Source organism: Novosphingobium sp. DS6-6, assembly GCF_057784975.1.
The window spans coordinates 1-17,728 of record NZ_JBYNTS010000020.1; the positions used below are offsets into that span (position 1 = coordinate 1).

The window sequence follows — 17,728 nt, forward strand, 5'->3', positions numbered from 1 at the left end:
CACTCAAACTACCGTCAACCGTCATCCGACATAATTTTGTCCAATTGACAAAAACAACCACACATCAAACCCTTAACAACCATCCCCCCAACCCCGCAACACCAGGCAGCAACCAGCGCAGTATAATCGGACAAGGCAGAATCAGGCGTGGCCGGTGCTGGCCGCCAGATGTGCCGGATCGATGCCGGCGGCGCGCCAGGTCGTGGCCCAGCGCTGCTCACGCGGCGTATCGAACAGAATCGCGGGCGAGCCTTCGGCCGCATGCCAGCCATGATGGTGCAGTTCTTGCTCGAGCTGGCCCGGACCCCACCCGGCATATCCCAGCGCCACCAGCCAGCGCGACGGGCCGCGCCCTTCGGCGATGGCGCGCAGGACGTCCGTCGACGCCGACAAGGTGCAAAGCGGATCGACGGCGAGAGACCCTTCACCGCCCCAATCGGGCGTATGCAGCACGAAACCGCGCGAGGTTTCGACCGGGCCGCCGTGCAGCACCGGCCCATCGGGCGCATGACCGGGATCGATGCCCACGTTTTCGAGCAGGCCATGGAACGTCACGCCGGCGCGAACCTCGCCGAGCCCGATGCCCAAAGCGCCATCGGCATCGTGCCGGCACAAGGCGATCACCGCGTGATCGAAACGTGGATCCATCATGCCCGGTAGCGCCAGAAGCAAGCGGCCGCCGAGATACTGCGGTGCGCGTTGGGGCAAGGCGCCGGCGGACGGACGCGGATCCATGGTCATGCAGCCGCCGCGGGCAGGCGGGCATCCGGCGCTGCCGCGCCGGCGCCGCCTGGCCCGCGATCTTCCGCCGCATCAAGCAGGCGCCGCTCCAGATTGCGCAGCCGGGTTTCGCCCGTGACCTTTTCGCCCAGGATATCGGTGACATAGAACGTGTCGACGGCGCGTTCGCCATATGTGGCGATATGCGCGGAATGAACAACCAGCCGCGAATCGAACAGGGCATGGGCCAGCCGGCTGAGCAGCGCCGGCCGATCGCGCGCGCCCACTTCCACCACGGTGAAGCGGTTCGACGCCTTGTTGTCGTAGATCACGATGGGCTGCACATCGAAGGCCTCGGCCCGGGGACGCGCCAGAGGCCGCGCCGCCAGTTGCCGCATCAGCCTTACGCGGTTGGACAGCGCATCGGCGATGCTGGCTTTCAGCCGCTCGATATGGCGCGCCTCGTTCAACGGGCGCCCGAGCGGATCCTGCACCAGAAAATTGTCGACCGCCAGGCCCTGGCGCGTGGTGTGAATGCGCGCGTCGATGATATTGCCGCCTGCCAGGTGGATGGCACCGGCAAGGCGGTAGAACAACCCGGCATGATCGGCCGCAAGAACCGTGACGAGCGTTGCCCCGCGCGCCGGGTAATAATGCGCTTCAACCGAAAGCGGCTCGCCCAGGGCGGCGTCCATCTGCTGCAGATTGAGCGCGATGATGTCTTCCGGCTCGGCTATCCAATAGGCATCGCCCAGCTGGCGGCCCACCGTGCCGATCAGTGCGGCGCGTTCCTTGAGCAGCGCGCCGACCGCCTTTTTCTTGGCGGCGATGCGTTCGGGGCGGCCGTGCTGCTTGTGGCCAAGGCGCAGCATTTCCTCGGTCTGGATGAACAGGTCCCCCAGCAGCTGGCGTTTCCACGAGTTCCAGATGCCCGGCCCCACCGCACGTATGTCGACGATCGTGAGGACGAGGAGCAGACGCAGGCGCTCGGCACTTTGCACCTGCGCCGCAAAATCGGCGATGGTCTTGTAATCGGCCAGATCGCGTTTGAATGCCGTGGCGCTCATCAGCAGATGCCAGCGCACCAGCCAGGACACCAGTTCCGTCTCCGCCGCCGAAAGGCCCAGCCGCGGGCACAGCTTGCGCGCCACCTCGGCACCAAGCAGCGAATGATCCCCGCGCCGGCCCTTGGCGATGTCGTGCAGCAGCGTGGCGATATAGAGTACCCGGCGCGAGGCGACTTTCTGGACCACATTGCTGGCCAGGGGATGCAATTCGCGCTCTTCCCCCTTTTCGATGCGGGCAAGCAGGCCAATGGCGCGGATCGTGTGCTCGTCCACCGTATAATGGTGGTACATGTCGAACTGCATCTGCGCCACGACGCGGCCGAAATCGGGAACGAAGCGGCCGAACACACCCGCTTCGTTCATCCAGCGCAGCACGGTTTCCGGATCGTTGCGGCTGGTCAGCAGATCGAGGAACAGCGCGTTGGCGCGCGGATCCTTGCGCACCGCGCCATCGATCAGGCCGGAATCGCGCCGCGCCAGGCGCATCGCATCGGGGTGGATTTCCCGTCCGTGCTTGTCGGCCACGACGAATATCTCGATCAGCCGCACCGGATCTTCGGCAAAGAAACCGTCGGCAGGCACCGAAACCTTTTCCGCCACGATCGGAAAGCCGCCGATCTTGCGCCGGCGGCGCTGGCGCAGCGCGGCAAAGAAACCGGGCTTGGCCCGCGCGAACTGCTCGTCGAGCTGGGCCATGAACACGCCGGTAAGCGAACCGGTCTGCTTGGCCTGGAGAAAGAAGAACTGCATGAACCGCTCGACCGGGCTTTTGCCTGGCCGATCGGCAAAGGTCATGCGCGCGGCGACTTCGCGTTGCAGGTCGAACGTGAGGCGGTCTTCGGCGCGATTGGTGATCATGTGCAGGTGGCAGCGGACTGCCCAGAAAAAGTTCTCGGCGCGGTGGAACGCACGATATTCCGCCGCCGTCAGCAGGCCGACATTCACCAGTTCCGAGGGATCGCGCACTTTGTGGACATATTTGCCGATCCAGTAGAGCGTGTGCAGATCGCGCAGGCCGCCCTTGCCCTCCTTCACGTTGGGTTCCACCACATAGCGGCTGTCCCCCAGACGCTTGTGCCGGTCGTTGCGTTCGGCAAGCTTTTCGGCAACGAACTGGCGCTCGGTTCCGGCGGCCACCTCGGCCCAGAAACGGCGGGCGCATTCCTCGTGCACCGCGCGATCGCCCCAAACGTAGCGCCCTTCGAGCAGGGCTGTACGAATGGTCAGATCGGCCTTGGCCATCCGCACGGTTTCATCGAGCGAGCGGCTCGAATGGCCGACCTTGAGCCCCAGATCCCACAGGAAATAGAGAATCGCTTCGATCACCTGCTCGCACCAGGGGCTGGGCTTGCCGGGGGTGACGAAAGCGATGTCGACATCGGAATGCGGCGCCATTTCGCCGCGGCCGTAGCCGCCTACGGCAAGAACGGCGATGCGCTCGTTCCTGGCCGGGCTGCCGGGGGGATAGACGCCGCCGATCACATGATCGTGGATCACCCGCACCAGCTGGTCCACCAGAAACGCCTGGCCCTGCGCGCATTCATAGCCAGCCGACGGCTTGCCGCGCAGCCGGCGGGCCAGTTCCTCGCGCCCGCTGGCAAGCGCCGCACGCAAGTGCTCGACCACGGCGGGGCGCGCACGCGCCGGGTCACCGCCGGCCACCGCCAGGGCCGCCGCGATAGCTTCGGCAAGAGTGCGGCGGTCGATGATGGCGCGCTGGTGGGCGATGCGGGGCAGAGTCATGCAGCGATCAATAAACGAGCGAACCTTAAGGGGAAACATCCTTGGTCCGGAAGTTTGCATAGCGGGCCCGATAGGCCGTCCCGCCGGGCCTGGATTGCGCTGGCCGGACAGGCTTTTGCGGTCGCGCGGCTTTTGGCGTTTGCCAGCGGCTCGGCCACTGTGCCAGAAGGCCGGCGATTCCGGCGGATCCCAGATTGCCGGTCCACCGCCCGGTCCGCGGGCGCACGTCACGGAGCTTTGCGCTTGTCCCTTTTTCCGGCCTCTCTGCTAAGCGCTCTTTCCGCTGCAGCGACGGCATCGTCGCGCACGCCGCTGTATTGGGAGCAATTGCATCTTTCCCCGATCGCATGGGATTTCGGCTTTTTCGCGCTGCGCTGGTATTCGCTGGCCTATCTGGCCGGCATTCTCATCGGCTACTGGCATCTGTCGCGCATGATCCGCCAGCCCGGCGCGCCCATGGCGCAGCGCCATGCCGACGACCTGTTCTTCTATGCGACGCTGGGCATTATTCTGGGCGGCCGCGCCGGCTATGCCACGTTCTACGACCCCTATCTGTGGACCCACCCGGCGGAACTGGCCAAGCTGTGGCAGGGCGGCATGAGCTTTCACGGCGGCCTGCTCGGCACGGTTCTGGCCATAGCTTTCGTCTGCTGGCGCAACCGGCTGAGCTTCATCCGGGTGTGCGACTATATCGCGCCTTGCGCGCCCATCGGCCTGTTTTTCGGCCGTTGCGCCAATTTCGTGAACGGCGAGTTGTGGGGCCGGGTAACGACGGCCGACGTGCCCTGGGCCATGGTCTTTCCCGGCGCCGGCCCCAACCCGCGCCATCCCAGCCAGCTTTACGAAGCGCTACTCGAAGGGGTGGTCCTGGCAGCGGTGCTGATCACGCTGTTCTGGAAGACCCGCGCACGCTGGCGGCCGGGTCTGCTGATGGGCACGTTCGCCGCAGGCTATGCCCTGTCGCGCTTCGTCATCGAATTCTATCGGGAACCCGATGCCCAGTTGCAGGACTTTGCCCTGCGCACGGGGCTCTCGATGGGGCAGTGGCTGACGTTGCCGATGCTGGCGATCGGCCTTATCCTGCTGGTGCGGGCCATGGCGCGGCCGCCGCTGGGAGCAGCGACGCCGCAGGCAGCCTGACGCGATGGGTGACAGGTCCGCCAGCCCGCCATCGCCGCACCGCGAATCGCTGCGACAGGTTTTCGCCCGGCTGATCCAGGCCACCGGCCCGATCAGCATCGCCCATTACATGGCCGAGTCCAACGCACACTATTATGCCAGGCGCGATCCGCTGGGCACAGGCGGCGATTTCGTTACCGCGCCGGAAATGAGCCAGATGTTCGGCGAGATGATCGGGCTATGGCTTGCAGACATCTGGATCCGTGCCGGGAAGCCCGCGCCCATCGCCTATGTCGAGGCCGGCCCAGGCCGGGGCACGCTCGCGCGCGATGCCCTGCGGGCAGCGGCAAGCCAGGGACTGACGCCCGAGGTGCATTTCGTGGAGACCAGCCAGGCCCTGCGGACCTTGCAGCATCGCCATTTTCCGGCGGCCACGTGGCACGACGATTTCTCCACCCTGCCCGCGGACCGCCCGCTGCTGGTAGTCGGCAACGAGTTTCTCGATGCCCTGCCCGTACGCCAGATGGTACGCACCGCGCTGGGCTGGCGCGAGCGGATGGTCGGTTGGGACGCGGAGCGTGCGCGCCTGTTGCCGGTAGCCGGCAACAGGCCGATGGACGCGGCAGTGCCGCCCGAACGCGCTGCCGCTGCCGAGGGCACGATCATCGAAACCTGCCCGGCCGCCGCCGCCGTGACCGCGCAAGTGGCAGCGCAACTGGCGGCGCAGGGCGGCGTGGCGCTATGGATCGATTACGGCCACGATGCCCCCCGCGAGGGCAGCACGCTTCAGGCCGTGCGCGCCCACCGCCAAGTCGATCCCTTCGCCGAGCCGGGCGAGGCGGACTTGACCGCGCTGGTGGATTTCGCCGCGTTGATGCCGGTGGCGGAACGCGCCGGCGCCCGTTGCGAAGGCGTGATCACCCAAAGCGCATTCCTGCGCAACCTGGGGATCGAGGCGCGCGCAGCCGGGCTTGCCCGCCACGCGCCGGATCACGCAGCGGCGCTGGCACGCGCATTGGCGCGGCTGATCGGCCCCGATGAAATGGGCAACCTGTTCAAGGCGATGGCCTTTTCCGCAAGGCATTGGCCAGTGGGTGCCGCGTTCCAGGGGCTTGAGCGATTGCGCCGCGGCCATGGGTAGACCGCGCGTTTGGATCGATAAAATGCTTGTTGGCAAAGCCGCATTTGTGCGGCTATCAGGCTTGCAACTTGTCGGGCCAGGCGCTCAAGCCGCCGTGGCCCGATGCGTGCGTTAGGCGGCAATGATGATTGCCGCGCGCAAGGAGGGGGAAGTACCGTGCCCGGCCGTTCCAGGCAGGGTGCCAGCAGGCAGGGATTATCAATGGCTGATGAGGCAATTGTGAACGCAAGCGGTACGGATACGCCCGCCGTCCACGACGGCGCGGGCGGCGATGACGGCGTGCGACGGCGTGATTTCATCAATATCGCGGCGGTCAGTTTCGCCGGGGTGGGCGGTCTTGCGGTATTGGTGCCGCTGGTTTCGCAGATGGCCCCTTCGGCCGACGTGCTGGCCGAAAGCTCGACCGAGATCGACATCTCGCAAATCGCGCCCGGGCAGGCCATCAAGGCCGTATTCCGCAAGCAGCCGGTGTTCGTGCGCAACCTGACGCCAACCGAAATCGGCGAGGCCGACAAGGTGGACGCGTCGAGCCTGCGCGATCCGCAGACGCTTGAAGAGCGGACCAAGCCCGGCAAGAAGAACTGGCTGATCACGATGGGCGTATGCACCCACCTCGGGTGCGTGCCGCTCGGCGCCGGCGAGGGCGAAGTCAAGGGCGAATTCGGCGGATACTTCTGCCCGTGCCATGGCTCGGTCTACGATACTGCCGCGCGCATCCGCAAAGGCCCGGCACCGACGAACCTGGAAGTGCCACCTTATGAATTCACGTCCGACACTGTCGTGAAGATCGGCTGAGGATAGACACGATGAGCTTTCCCTGGGCGAAAGAGTACAAGCCGAGCCACCCGCTGATGCAGTGGCTGGACGAAAAGCTGCCGTTGCCGCGCTTCGTCTACAATGCCGTCGGCGCCGGCTATCCGGTGCCGCGCAATCTGAACTACATGTGGAACTTCGGCATCCTCGCCGGGGTCTGCCTGATGCTCCAGATCGTGACCGGCGTGGTTCTGGCGATGCATTACGCTGCCAACGCAGGCGTGGCGTTCGACAGCGTCGAGCATATCATGCGTGACGTGAACTGGGGCTGGATGCTGCGCTATGCCCACGCCAACGGCGCTTCGGCGTTCTTTGTCGTGGTCTACATCCACATTTTCCGCGGGTTCTTCTATTCGTCCTACAAGCCGCCGCGCGAAATGATCTGGCTGCTGGGGGTGACCATCTTCCTCCTCATGATGGCAACCGCCTTCATGGGCTATGTGCTGCCCTGGGGGCAGATGAGCTTCTGGGGCGCCAAGGTGATCACCGGCCTGTTCTCGGCCATCCCGGTCATCGGCACGCCGTTGCAGCAGTGGCTGCTGGGCGGCTTTGCGCCCGATAATGCGGCGCTCAACCGCTTCTTCTCGCTGCACTTCCTGCTGCCCTTCGTGATCCTGGGCATGGTGATCCTGCACATCTGGGCGCTGCACATTCCCGGCTCCTCCAACCCCACCGGCGTGGAAGTGAAAAGCGAATCCGACACTGTGCCGTTCCACCCCTATTACACGGCCAAGGACGGCTTCGGCCTGGGGATCTTCGCGATCCTCTACTGCCTGATGCTGTTCTTCCTGCCCAATGCGCTGGGGCATCCCGACAACTACATTCCGGCCAACTCGCTGTCGACGCCGGCCCACATCGTGCCCGAATGGTATTTCTGGCCGTTCTACGCGATCCTGCGCGCCTTCACGGCCGATTTCCTGTTCATTCCGGCCAAGCTGATGGGCGTGCTGGCGATGTTCGCGGCAATCCTGGTGTGGTTCTTCCTGCCCTGGCTGGATACCTCACCGGTGCGTTCGGGCCACTATCGTCCGCTGTTCCGCAAGTTCTTCTACCTCCTCGTGATCGACGTGGTGGTGCTGGGCTATTGCGGCGGTTCGCCGGCCGAAACCACCTATGTGCTGATCTCCCAGATCGCCGCCACATACTATTTCCTCCACTTCCTGGTTATCCTGCCGATCGTCGCCTCGATCGAGAAGCCGGCCCCGCTGCCGTTCTCCATCACCGAAGCGGTGCTGGGCAAGGACGACCAGACCGCCCCGGCCGCCTGAGCCAGCGCGAACCGCACAAAGAGAGAGAACCCCATGGTCCGTCTTTTTGGTCCTCTTGTCGGCCTCTTCTTCGCCGTGGCGCTGCTGTGGTCGTTCGGAACGGGCGCGATCCAGGCGATCCGCGAGCCTGAACCCGTAACGGCCGTGCAGGAATTCCACCTGCACCCGCACGAACCCGAGCCCGGCTTCTCGTTCAACGGTCCGTTCGGCACTTTCGATCGCGCCCAGTTGCAGCGCGGCTTCCAGGTCTACAAGGAAGTCTGCGCCAACTGCCATTCGCTTCACTACGTCGCGTTCCGCGATCTGACGGCCCTCGGTTATTCCGAGGCGGAAGTGAAAGCCATTGCCAAGCAGTGGGGCACCAAGGCCAAGACCTTCGACCCCAAGACCGGCGAGACGGGCGAGCGCGACAATGTTCCGGCCGACCGTTTCCCGATGGTCTATTATGCCGGCACGGGCAATCCGCCCGATCTTTCGCTGATCACCAAGGCGCGCCACGAAGGGCCGGAATACGTCTATTCGCTGCTTGTCGGCTATCAGCCGCAACCGGCAGAACTGCTCAAAAAGCATCCTGACAGCAAGACGCCCGACGGACTCTATTATAACCCCTACTTCGCCAATCTGAACATCGCCATGCCACCACCGCTGGCCGATGGCCAGGTGACCTATGGCGACGGGACCAAGGCCACCACCAAGCAGATGGCGGCCGACGTTGCCGCGTTCCTTGCCTGGACGGCGGAGCCCAAGATGGAAAAGCGCAAGCAGACCGGCTGGGCCGTGCTGGGCTTCCTCCTTGCAGCCACCGTGCTAGCTTATTTTGCCAAGCGCAACGTCTGGGCCAAGGCGCACTGAGCCTGGCGGCGAACACGAGATGAAAGGCCACCGGAAACGGTGGCCTTTTTTCGTTTTCCGCGCCGCAGCGCCCGCCTTCTCGTCGATTTCGAAAGACCGCCATGTCTCCGCAAGAACTCAAGGCCCTGATCCGCGACGTGCCGGATTTCCCGATACCCGGCGTGCTGTTCCGCGATGTAACCACCCTCGTTGCCCATGGTCCGGGCTTTACCGCCGCGATCGGCCACATGGCACAGCGGGCGCAGGACAGCGGCGCCGAACTGATCGCCGGGATGGAAGCGCGCGGCTTCATTTTCGGCGCGGCCGCGGCTGCCCGCGCAGGGCTGGGTTTTGTTCCGGTGCGCAAGCCCGGCAAGCTGCCGGTAGCCACTCTGGGCGTGGATTACGACCTCGAATATGGCACCGACCGGCTGGAGATCGACCCCACCGCGATCACGCCAGGCCAGCGCGTGGCGATCGTGGATGATCTCATCGCCACAGGCGGCACGGCCCTTGCGGCCACCGACCTGCTGCGCCAGGCCGGCGCACGGGTGACCCATGCCTTTTTCGTGATCGACCTGCCCGATCTCGCCGGCGCCGAGCGCCTGCGCAACGCCGGGATCACCGTTCAGGCCCTGATGGAGTTCCCCGGCCATTGAGAAGCGGGGCCGTTAAGAATCAGGCCTCGCGTGCATACCAACGCGCCAGACAGCGCCCGCGCACGTCCATGCCTGCCGGAAGACGGCCCGCCGCAAACACCACAACAAGTGTTGACGAGACAGGATACCCCATGGCAAGCGCATGGTTCAGAAGCGGGCGGGTATAGCTTAGTGGTAAAGCCCTAGCCTTCCAAGCTAGTTATGCGGGTTCGATTCCCGCTACCCGCTCCAATTTGCCGTCCGCCGGCCTCTATCAACATGGTTGTAAACCCCGCGGGACACTGAGAAGTTTTCAGCGTCATCAGGTCGCTGGAAGCCGCTGATTTCTGGCTGCATCCGGGTCCTTTGAGAGCATAGGCAATGATAGCGCCCGGCGTCGTTGTGAAGCCCCGTGCGCTGGAGGCTCCGTGATTCGAGGGTGCCACGACGCACGGAGAAGCTAGAGAGCGCGCGGCGAACGCTGCAGTTGACAGGCTGGGTTTTCCGTTACGCGGTGGCGACCGCTGCCATTCCGTCTGATCCTATCTGCGACTCGCGTGGAGCAAGAAAGGCACCGTTTAGAGTTGCCTAAACAACTTTCTTCGCTGGAAAATTTGGTAGCGGAGGAGGGACTCGAACCCCCGACACGCGGATTATGATTCCGCTGCTCTAACCTGCTGAGCTACTCCGCCCTGATCCGCGTCACCTCTTGAAGTCTGCGGTAGGGCGGGCGATTAGGCAGACTAGGGTAATCCGTCAACCTGCTTTTTGCCGCCATGGTCCGCTCTCCACCCGCGGACCGACGCCCGCGGGGGTTGCCCTGTCCCGGACATGTCATTGACGAAACAGCCAGGGCTGCTGGATCCCTCTGGCGGTCGATCTTGACTTCGTCCGGGTGGGGCACCCGGCTTTTCCAGGCAAGCCCCGAAAACCGCATCATACCATGCGAAATCCATTGCAATCCCCCCCGCACGAAGCTAATCGCCCGCCAGCCTGCATGGCGGGCCGCTTTAGCTCAGTTGGTAGAGCACATCATTCGTAATGATGGGGTCAGGTGTTCGAGTCACCTAAGCGGCACCATTCCTCTCTTCGAACAGCATCGTTACTTTCCATCGGCTCCGTCCCGGCTGCGCCGATATCGCGCATCTCTGCGATGCGCCGGCGCTTGGTTGAAGAACGGCATCGAGCGGCGACTTGACACCAAGCGTCCAAATACATATCGCGTTATATAACATGATATGGAGATATCCGTGCGCGATGTGATTGCCGATATGGGACCCGCTTTCCTGGGCAGCCGGCTCAAGCGTTTGGCCGAACGGATGCAGGCCGGGGCGATGAGCGTCATCGCGGAGGCAAAGCTGCCGCTTCAGCCCGGGCAGATGGCCGTACTCGCGGCGCTGCGCGCCGGGCCGATGACAGTCGGGCAGCTTGCCGAAGCGATCGGGATCAGCCAGCCGGGCGTAACCCGCAGCGTGGGCCAGTTGGCGAAGCTGGGCATTCTCTGCGATGCCCGGGCGGCCGATCAGCGGACACGGCTGGTCGAACTGACGGCGGCTGGGCGCGGTGCGGCGGAACAGGCGGCCGCCGACCTCTGGCCTCGTATCGGCATGGCGGCAGAGGAGCTGATGGCCGGCCTTTCCGGACCATTCCTGGCCCAGATCGCTGCAATCGAACGCGCGCTCGATCAAGCCTCCATTGCCGATCGCGCCGCGCGGGCCACGCCCGGGGGTCTCAGGCTGCGCGAATATGACGATGCGCTTGCCCGGGACTTTCATGATATCAACGCCCAGTGGATATCGGCGATGTTCTCACTCGAGCCGACCGACCGCGAGGTGCTGGAAAACCCGCGCGCGAAAATCATCGATGCGGGCGGGACGATCCTGTTCGTCGAGGCGCCGGGTCTGGGCATCGTCGGCACCTGCGCCTTGCAGAAGACCGGCGCGTCCGGTTTCGAGCTTACCAAGATGGGCGTGCGAGAAAGCGCGCGCGGGCTCAAGGCAGGCGAATTCCTGCTCCTGGCAACGATCGCCCGCGCCCAGGCCATGGGTGCCGATCCGCTTTACCTGCTCACCAACACGAAATGCGCCGCGGCGATCCACCTCTATGAAAAGCTTGGGTTTGTACACGACGATACGATCATGGCACGTTATGGCGCGCGCTATCAACGCTGCGACGTCGCCATGCTTTATGCCGGCGAACGACCGTAGGATGGCGCGCTGAAAGCCTGTGAGGGACAGGACCGGTGCGGGGCGCCCGCGGCGACAGCGCCTTTGCCGCACAGCGGTTGCCCCTACCCGATCGGCTTGCCTGGCGTTCCCCCGACCGCGCGATAAAGCCCGATGCGACGATTCTGCACGTCGGCAAGCGCGCTGACCACGGCTTCGCGTGAGGCAATGCTGGTCCGCTCGGCGTCAAGCACGTCGATAAAGCCGGACAGCCCCCGGCGGTAGCGTTCACGGGCAAGGCCGGCTGCGTCACGATCGAGTTCGGCCTGCCTGCCCAGAGCTTCCGCACTGCGGGTGGCAGACGAGAGCGTGCCGAGCGCCGTTTCCGTTTCGCCAAGTGCGGTGAAAACGGCCTTGCGATAGTCGGCGAATGCCTCTCTCGCCGCTGCCTGGCGCTGTTCGATGCGGGCGCCGACCCGCCCGAAATCGAGCAGCGGGCCGGAAACCGAAGCCCCCAGCGAGCCGATAATGGCATCGGAATTGAAAAGGTCGCCCAGCGCGAGCGATATCAACCCCAGGCCGGCCGTCAGATTGAATATCGGAAAGCGTTCGGCCGCAGTCGAGGCGATGTCGGCATCGGCCGCGGCAAGCCGCCGTTCCGCGGCAACAACATCGGGCCGGCGCCGGAGCAGGCCGGTCGATATCGCCGGGAACGTTGTCGAGGTCGCCATTGCCCGGTCTGCCCGCTCTACCGGTTCGGCTTCCGACAGGGCCTCGATCACCATGGTTGCCGGCATGCCGGTAAGCGTTACCAGACGGCCGATCGCTTCCGCGCGGTCGCCGGAAAGGCCCTCCAGCCGCGACCGGGCCTGCGCGGCAAGCGCCTGCGCCTTCACCAGGTCAACGCCGGCCACCAGCCCCGCGCGGGAACGCTGCGCAGTCATTTCCACCAGATCTTCAGCGCGCGCGAGATCCTGACGGACAAGCGCGGTATTGTTGTCGATGCGGCGGAAATCGGTCACGGCGGTGGCGATATCGGTCACCAGTGCGAGCCGCACCGCCGCGGCATCCGCGCTTGCCGCATCAAGCCGGGCGGCGCTGGCCCGCTGGTTGGCGCGGAGGCGGCCGAACAGATCGAGATCCCAGCTGGCGTCGATCGATGCGCTGAAATTATTCTGATACTGCTGGATGGGAATGGACGGCGGCAGCCCGCCGAACTGCGCGCGGCTGATGCGCTTGCGCACGGCGTCGCCGCTTGCGGTAACATCGGGCCGCGCCGCCGCGCGATCGCCGCGCAAACCGGCGCGCGCTGCATCGATCCGGGCAACCGCACTGGCCAGATCGGGCGCTTCCTTCAGGGCGCGGTCGGCAAGGGCGACAAAACCCCGGTCGTGGTTGGGCAAAAGCTCTGCCAGGCTGGAATCGGCGCCCTCGCCTGCCGATGGCACCTGCAACGCAAAGCGCTCGGGCAAGGCAACGCTCGCTGCCGGCGCCGGCCGTTCCACCGGTGCGCAGCCCGCCGCCAAAGCGGTCACGCCGGCGCAGTACAAAAGCAGGATGCGCGGTTTCATCGGCTCGCCTTTGCAACGCGTTCGGCCTTGCGCGCCGGAACAAACGCATCGACCTGCTGACCGACGAACAGCCCATGGGCCGCATCGGGCAAGGCATAGATCAACTGCAATACGCGCACGTCGACCCGCTCGGTAGACGCGTTGGTCAGCGACTTCTTGGGCACGACTAGGGGCTCGGCGCGGACAAAGCGCGCAACGACGCGGGCCGCGGTATTGCCGCGTGGAGAGATCGTGGCGTCCTGGCCAAGTGCTGTCCGATCGATTTCGTTCTCGTCGATATCGATACGTACGTGGAGCGGGCGGGTGACGCCCAGCGTCATCAGTGGTTCCGCATTGTTGCCGGGGGCCGGCCCGGCCGTTGCATATTGCCCCTCGCGTGTGCGCACCTGCAGAACTTCGGCATTGCGCGGCGCCCGCACGGTCAACCGTGCCAGCGTGACGCGCGCGGTTTCAAGCTGGGCTTCGGCTTCGCGCACTTCGGCGAGAGACACCGCGAGGCGCGCCTGTGCATCCTCGGCCGTGCCCTGCCGTTCGATAAGCTCCTGCCGGGAGATCGCCCGCGTATCGGCGATATCGCCATAAAGCGCCAGCTGCCGCTTGGCGATGCCGGCCGTGACGCGCGCGGCAGCGGCATTGCGCCGCAGCCTTTCGAGGCGGGCGGCCGCCTCGCCTATGGCAACGCGCGCATCGCGGCTGTCGATGGAAAACAGCGGCTGCCCGGCCGCCACCTGATCGCCGGGCCTGACATAGACGCGTTCGACGACTCCCGGCAGGAACGCCCCGATTTCGATCAGCTCGCTGGAAGGCTCGACCACGCCCGAGGCGGCAACCGTGCCGCCCGGCTGGTTCGCGGGCGCTGTCGGGGGCGCCTCCTGCACCGGCTCGAGCGCCCTGTCAGGCTGAGTGCGCGCCACAACGATGGCGGACCCGGCAATCGAAACGGCGGCCAGGGCGGGAAGGACCTGGCGAGAAAAGCTTATGTTTGCCATGGCGTGTCAGTGATCCTTCGGCATGTGTTTGCCATCGTGAACGATGCGCCCGTCCTCCATTGCGAGGATCCGGTCGGCGAGATCGAAAATCCGGTTGTCGTGCGTGACGACGATCACCGCCCGCTCAGCCGCGAGAGCGACTTCGCGCAGCAGATCCATCACCCGGCGCCCGGAATTGGCATCGAGCGCCGCGGTCGGCTCGTCGCAGACCACCAGTCGCGGCGCGTGGATCAGCGCGCGGCCGATTGCGACACGCTGTTGTTGTCCGCCCGAAAGCTGGCGGGGCAGCTTGTCGCAATGCTTGCCGATGTTGAGTTTCTCGAGCAGTTCGCGCGCCTGCTCCACGGCGGCCTTGCGCGGCACGCCCGCGGCGATCAGCGGCACGGCCGCATTTTGCGCGGCGGTCAACGACGGGATCAGATTGTACTGCTGGAAGATGAAGCCGATCGTGCTCAACCTGAACTTGACCAGTTGGGTATCGCTCAGCCGATAGATATCGGTATCGAACACGCTGACCGAGCCTTCCGTGGGATAAAGAATACCCGCCATGATCGAAATCAAGGTGGTCTTGCCCGAGCCGGATTCGCCTACCAGATAGGTTAGCTCGCCCGACCGGACTTCCAGAGAGACATCGTGCAGCACGCGCAGGCTGTCGCCACCCACCGGGAAGTCTTTGACCACGTGCGTGACTTTGATAGCTGCATCACCGCTCATCTGAACACCTCCGCAGGTTCGGTGCGCAGGACCTGGCGCAATGCCATGAAGCCCGTGAGCAGGATCATCACCACGACCATGGCCGCCGTGACCAGAGGCAATTGCCAGAGCGTGTAAAAGCCCTTGAACGAGTCCGAATAGGCCGCGCCCGTCGCAATGAACGCCACCGCCATGGTCAGCCCGATACCATAGCCGACAACGGCCACGAGGGCTGACTGGGCCAGCACCATCAGCCTGATCTTGGCGTTGGTGACGCCGATGGCCTTGAGTGCCCCGAACTGCCGGATGTTGTCGCGGATAAACAGACTGAACGTCAGGCCCACGATCGCGATGCCGACGATCACACCCAGCGCGACGGTAATGCCGAAGTTGATCGGAATGCCGGTGTTATAAATGATGTAATCGATGCCATCGCGCGCGAAATCGGTAGAGACGCGCGCGCGCAGCCCGGTTTCCGCTTCGATCCGGCGTGCCACGGTGGCCGCGTTTTCGCCATCGGCCGCACGGGCCAGAACGAACGACAGGCGATTGCGCGAACCAGGCACAAAGTTCAACGCGTTGGAATAGCGCGTGTAAAGCATCACGGTCGTGCTGAAACTGGGGTTCGCATCGACCAGGCCGCGGATGACGACCCGCTGGTCATTCATTTCCAGCCGCACGTTCATCGCTTTCGCATCCTCGCCAAACAGCTTGCGCGCGCCCGCACCATCGATGAACACCGCGTCCGGCTCGAACAGCGATCGGCGCGCTCCCAGGGTGATCGATGGGGGCAGGCCAAGCAGCGTGGCGTCATCGATGCCGGTCACGGTTACCGGCTCCAAAGCACCTGCAGGTGTCCGCACGGTGGCACTGGCGCGGATCAGCGGCGCTGCCCAGGCTATGCCCCGCACCCCGCGCACCCGCTGCAGGTTGGTCGAGGGCATCGGCTGGGTTATGTCGGGCGTACGGCCGGCCGGATCCATGACCCAGATGTCGGCGGCCGGCACCGCATAGACCGCCGCTGCCCCGCGCATGAGCAGGTTGACGAAAATCGTCAGCTGCTGGGTGATCAGCAGCGTGGAAAAAGCGACGCCGAAGACGAGCCCGAAAAATTTCACCCGGTCGCCGGTCAGCATCCGGATCGCGATCCACATCATGTATGCACGTCCCGAGCCAGTTGGCAGATAGCGATTCTATCTGTACGATGGCGTTCACATAACACTCATATAATGTACGTCAACGTACAATTTTAGACTGCGATGGTAAGACGGCATTATGGGCATGGGATCATGAAGGGCGAACCGAACAACAGGCTTGGCAGGCCACGCGACGCGGCAAAGCATGCCGCCATCCTGCGGTCCGCCCTTGAGGCCTTTCTGCAGCAGGGTTTCAACGCGGCCAGCATTGAGCAGATCGCCGCCCGTGCGGGTGTTTCCAAAGTCACGATCTACAAGCATTTTTCCGACAAGGAGACACTGTTCGAAGCGGTGGTGAAAGAGCAGTCGGAGCAGATCGCCGCGGCGGTCACGCCCGATGTCGTCACTGAGGGCGATTTCGAAACGCAGATCAACGCCTATGGTCTGGGCCTGCTGACGTTCCTGTTCGCGTCCGATCACGTGGCGCTTGATCGCATGCTGCCGCTCGAAATCGCGCATCAGCCGAATTTGGCCCGCCGATTTTTCGATTCGGGCCCGGGGCAGTCCCGGGTCTGCCTCGCGCGATTGCTCGAAGAAGGCCGCGCCAAGGGGCAGATCGCATTCGAGAACGGCTTGGACGCTGCGGAAGATCTGGCCGCGCTGTGGAAAGGCCTGACCGACGTCGAACTCAAGTTCGGTGTGCGATCGGGGCTGTCGCATGACGAGATCGAAAAGCGCGTGAAGCGCGGTACGCGGGTTTTTCTCAGGGCCTACCGCGTGGCAGCGTAAGGCGGCGGGCGTCGGAAGTGCGATAACGCGGTGGAAAGCGGGCGTTCCGTACACTCCCGTCCGCGTGCCATGCCGATCACGCCAGCGTGACGGAATTGGTGGGCGTATCGCTTTAGCGGTTTTCGGCGAAGGAGTGCGCGCACCGTCATGCGCTACGGTGCCAAGTCTGCCACGAAGACCGGGACCGCCGCAAGACTGGCTAAGCGGCTTACTGACTTGCAGTAGGGCCTCGGATAGCGGCGGAAATGTGCCCCCTTCTCACTCGATCACCTATCCCGGCCAGCGCGGAGCCTTGGCAAAGTCCTCAGCACGAAAGAGTACGTCGTTGAAAATATAGGGATAATAGAACCGCCGGAGTGCTACGTGAAAAGCGCGAATGCGATCCTGGTAGGCAAGCTGCGCCGTAAGGTCGGTGCAGGCAAGACGATGTATAGCCACTTGTACCCCGACAGGCGGCAGGACGAAGCCTGCACGACTCGTCCAGTCATTCCTCGCTTGCAGGCCAGCGTGATAGGCGGTGACTTTGTCTTCCACGGCGCGGTCGCCCAGGTACTGGAAAGCGTGATACCACTTGAAGTGAAAACCGCCGTCGAACGCGGCTTTGTCGTGCTGATCCGACACCATTCTCTGGACCACCCGGGGTTAGAGTTTCCCGGCGAGGGTCACAGTGACGGGCTGGGTGCGTCACCGGGATTAATCAGCGTGATCGGGGGCTTGTTGCCGATGGCGCTGTGCGGCCGATCCTCGTTGTAGTATCTGCGCCACTCCTCTAACTTTTCGCGGGCATCTGCAAGCGTCAAGAACCAGTGGGTGTTCAGACACTCGGCCCGGAAGCGCCGTTGAAGGCTTCGATGTAGGCGTTATCCGTAGGCTTGCCGGGCCGCGAGAAGTCCAGCGTCACATCGTTCGTGTAGGCCCACAGGCCGAGGTCCCGGCTGATGAACTCGGAGCCCTGGTCGACCCGGATCGTCTTTGGATAACCAACGACGGCGCAGGTCGCCTCGAGGGTCTGGACGACATCCTCCCCGCGGTAGCTGAAGCGTGG

16 protein-coding genes, 3 tRNA genes and 1 pseudogene are annotated in these 17,728 nt (G+C 64.4%); 11 read left to right on the forward strand and 9 right to left on the reverse strand.

What is annotated here, in order from left to right; translation table 11 throughout:
- Positions 1-141 precede the first annotated feature (141 nt).
- Together AC3EDY_RS15560 and AC3EDY_RS15565 are read right to left on the reverse strand one after the other, a co-directional pair.
- Positions 142-735, reverse strand: a complete 594-nt coding sequence (locus tag AC3EDY_RS15560; RefSeq protein WP_488573427.1) for a YqgE/AlgH family protein — start codon at positions 733-735, stop codon at positions 142-144.
- Between the two features lie 2 nt (positions 736-737).
- Positions 738-3,530 (reverse strand): [protein-PII] uridylyltransferase, encoded by a 2,793-nt coding sequence (locus tag AC3EDY_RS15565; protein ID WP_488573412.1) that lies wholly within the window; start codon positions 3,528-3,530, stop codon positions 738-740.
- Positions 3,531-3,773: 243 nt separating this feature from the next.
- On the opposite strand from AC3EDY_RS15565, the gene lgt reads away from it, so the two are divergent.
- The 8 genes from lgt (at position 3,774) to AC3EDY_RS15605 (ending at position 9,932) form a co-directional block, all read left to right on the forward strand.
- On the forward strand, positions 3,774-4,670 hold the full coding sequence (gene lgt / locus AC3EDY_RS15570) for a prolipoprotein diacylglyceryl transferase (protein ID WP_488573413.1): 897 nt from the start codon (positions 3,774-3,776) through the stop codon (positions 4,668-4,670).
- Positions 4,671-4,674: 4 nt separating this feature from the next.
- Positions 4,675-5,790: a class I SAM-dependent methyltransferase gene (locus tag AC3EDY_RS15575; protein ID WP_488573414.1), complete on the forward strand. Its 1,116-nt coding sequence runs from the start codon at positions 4,675-4,677 to the stop codon at positions 5,788-5,790.
- A 201-nt stretch (positions 5,791-5,991) separates the two neighbouring features.
- Positions 5,992-6,585 carry a ubiquinol-cytochrome c reductase iron-sulfur subunit gene (petA, locus tag AC3EDY_RS15580; protein ID WP_488573415.1) on the forward strand — a complete coding sequence of 198 codons (594 nt, stop codon included), beginning with the start codon at positions 5,992-5,994 and terminating at the stop codon, positions 6,583-6,585.
- Positions 6,586-6,596: 11 nt separating this feature from the next.
- Positions 6,597-7,871 (forward strand): cytochrome b, encoded by a 1,275-nt coding sequence (locus AC3EDY_RS15585; protein WP_488573416.1) that lies wholly within the window; start codon positions 6,597-6,599, stop codon positions 7,869-7,871.
- A gap of 33 nt (positions 7,872-7,904) precedes the next feature.
- Positions 7,905-8,723: a cytochrome c1 gene (locus AC3EDY_RS15590; protein WP_488573417.1), complete on the forward strand. Its 819-nt coding sequence runs from the start codon at positions 7,905-7,907 to the stop codon at positions 8,721-8,723.
- Between the two features lie 101 nt (positions 8,724-8,824).
- On the forward strand, positions 8,825-9,361 hold the full coding sequence (locus tag AC3EDY_RS15595; protein ID WP_488573418.1) for an adenine phosphoribosyltransferase: 537 nt from the start codon (positions 8,825-8,827) through the stop codon (positions 9,359-9,361).
- Between the two features lie 157 nt (positions 9,362-9,518).
- A tRNA-Gly gene (locus tag AC3EDY_RS15600) sits at positions 9,519-9,592 on the forward strand.
- 187 nt (positions 9,593-9,779) lie between these two features.
- Positions 9,780-9,932, forward strand: coding sequence for a phage integrase central domain-containing protein (locus AC3EDY_RS15605; protein ID WP_488573419.1), 153 nt, complete (start codon positions 9,780-9,782; stop codon positions 9,930-9,932).
- A 23-nt stretch (positions 9,933-9,955) separates the two neighbouring features.
- On the opposite strand, the gene AC3EDY_RS15610 is transcribed toward AC3EDY_RS15605, so the two are convergent.
- Positions 9,956-10,032, reverse strand: a tRNA-Met gene (locus AC3EDY_RS15610).
- Between the two features lie 312 nt (positions 10,033-10,344).
- On the opposite strand from AC3EDY_RS15610, the gene AC3EDY_RS15615 reads away from it, so the two are divergent.
- Both AC3EDY_RS15615 and AC3EDY_RS15620 read left to right on the forward strand, forming a co-directional pair.
- Positions 10,345-10,420 (forward strand) — tRNA-Thr (locus AC3EDY_RS15615).
- Positions 10,421-10,590: 170 nt separating this feature from the next.
- Entirely contained in the window at positions 10,591-11,547 is a 957-nt protein-coding gene (locus tag AC3EDY_RS15620; RefSeq protein WP_488573420.1) for a bifunctional helix-turn-helix transcriptional regulator/GNAT family N-acetyltransferase, read from the forward strand.
- An 83-nt stretch (positions 11,548-11,630) separates the two neighbouring features.
- Here the strand turns inward: AC3EDY_RS15620 and AC3EDY_RS15625 are convergent, their stop codons facing one another.
- From AC3EDY_RS15625 to AC3EDY_RS15640, 4 genes are read right to left on the reverse strand one after another with little or no spacing between them, the layout of a single operon-like run.
- On the reverse strand, positions 11,631-13,076 hold the full coding sequence (locus AC3EDY_RS15625; RefSeq protein ID WP_488573421.1) for an efflux transporter outer membrane subunit: 1,446 nt from the start codon (positions 13,074-13,076) through the stop codon (positions 11,631-11,633).
- Entirely contained in the window at positions 13,073-14,065 is a 993-nt protein-coding gene (locus AC3EDY_RS15630) for an efflux RND transporter periplasmic adaptor subunit (protein WP_488573422.1), read from the reverse strand. Before AC3EDY_RS15630 ends, AC3EDY_RS15625 begins: the two co-directional genes overlap by 4 nt.
- A 6-nt stretch (positions 14,066-14,071) precedes the next feature.
- On the reverse strand, positions 14,072-14,779 hold the full coding sequence (locus AC3EDY_RS15635; RefSeq protein ID WP_488573423.1) for an ABC transporter ATP-binding protein: 708 nt from the start codon (positions 14,777-14,779) through the stop codon (positions 14,072-14,074).
- On the reverse strand, positions 14,776-15,915 hold the full coding sequence (locus AC3EDY_RS15640) for an ABC transporter permease (protein ID WP_488573424.1): 1,140 nt from the start codon (positions 15,913-15,915) through the stop codon (positions 14,776-14,778). The genes AC3EDY_RS15635 and AC3EDY_RS15640 overlap by 4 nt, the downstream gene beginning before the upstream one ends.
- Positions 15,916-16,047: 132 nt before the next feature.
- Between AC3EDY_RS15640 and AC3EDY_RS15645 the strand changes: the two genes are divergently transcribed.
- On the forward strand, positions 16,048-16,683 hold the full coding sequence (locus AC3EDY_RS15645; RefSeq protein WP_488573425.1) for a TetR/AcrR family transcriptional regulator: 636 nt from the start codon (positions 16,048-16,050) through the stop codon (positions 16,681-16,683).
- Positions 16,684-16,953: 270 nt separating this feature from the next.
- On the opposite strand, the gene AC3EDY_RS15650 is transcribed toward AC3EDY_RS15645, so the two are convergent.
- Both AC3EDY_RS15650 and AC3EDY_RS15655 read right to left on the reverse strand, forming a co-directional pair.
- On the reverse strand, positions 16,954-17,307 hold the full coding sequence (locus tag AC3EDY_RS15650) for a DUF3526 domain-containing protein (protein ID WP_488573426.1): 354 nt from the start codon (positions 17,305-17,307) through the stop codon (positions 16,954-16,956).
- Positions 17,308-17,345: 38 nt separating this feature from the next.
- Positions 17,346-17,728 (reverse strand): annotated as a pseudogene (locus tag AC3EDY_RS15655) (integrase core domain-containing protein); the annotation flags it as partial.

Coding starts and splice junctions, on each gene's coding strand:
- AC3EDY_RS15635 (WP_488573423.1), bottom strand. CDS start 14,779: ATGAGCGGTGATGCAGCTATCAAAGTCACGCACGTGGTCAAAGACTTC.
- AC3EDY_RS15630 (WP_488573422.1), bottom strand. CDS start 14,065: ATGGCAAACATAAGCTTTTCTCGCCAGGTCCTTCCCGCCCTGGCCGCC.
- AC3EDY_RS15585 (WP_488573416.1), top strand. CDS start 6,597: ATGAGCTTTCCCTGGGCGAAAGAGTACAAGCCGAGCCACCCGCTGATG.
- AC3EDY_RS15625 (WP_488573421.1), bottom strand. CDS start 13,076: ATGAAACCGCGCATCCTGCTTTTGTACTGCGCCGGCGTGACCGCTTTG.
- AC3EDY_RS15645 (WP_488573425.1), top strand. CDS start 16,048: ATGAAGGGCGAACCGAACAACAGGCTTGGCAGGCCACGCGACGCGGCA.
- AC3EDY_RS15565 (WP_488573412.1), bottom strand. CDS start 3,530: ATGACTCTGCCCCGCATCGCCCACCAGCGCGCCATCATCGACCGCCGC.
- petA (WP_488573415.1), top strand. CDS start 5,992: ATGGCTGATGAGGCAATTGTGAACGCAAGCGGTACGGATACGCCCGCC.
- AC3EDY_RS15590 (WP_488573417.1), top strand. CDS start 7,905: ATGGTCCGTCTTTTTGGTCCTCTTGTCGGCCTCTTCTTCGCCGTGGCG.
- AC3EDY_RS15650 (WP_488573426.1), bottom strand. CDS start 17,307: ATGGTGTCGGATCAGCACGACAAAGCCGCGTTCGACGGCGGTTTTCAC.
- AC3EDY_RS15640 (WP_488573424.1), bottom strand. CDS start 15,915: ATGATGTGGATCGCGATCCGGATGCTGACCGGCGACCGGGTGAAATTT.
- AC3EDY_RS15575 (WP_488573414.1), top strand. CDS start 4,675: ATGGGTGACAGGTCCGCCAGCCCGCCATCGCCGCACCGCGAATCGCTG.
- AC3EDY_RS15595 (WP_488573418.1), top strand. CDS start 8,825: ATGTCTCCGCAAGAACTCAAGGCCCTGATCCGCGACGTGCCGGATTTC.
- AC3EDY_RS15560 (WP_488573427.1), bottom strand. CDS start 735: ATGGATCCGCGTCCGTCCGCCGGCGCCTTGCCCCAACGCGCACCGCAG.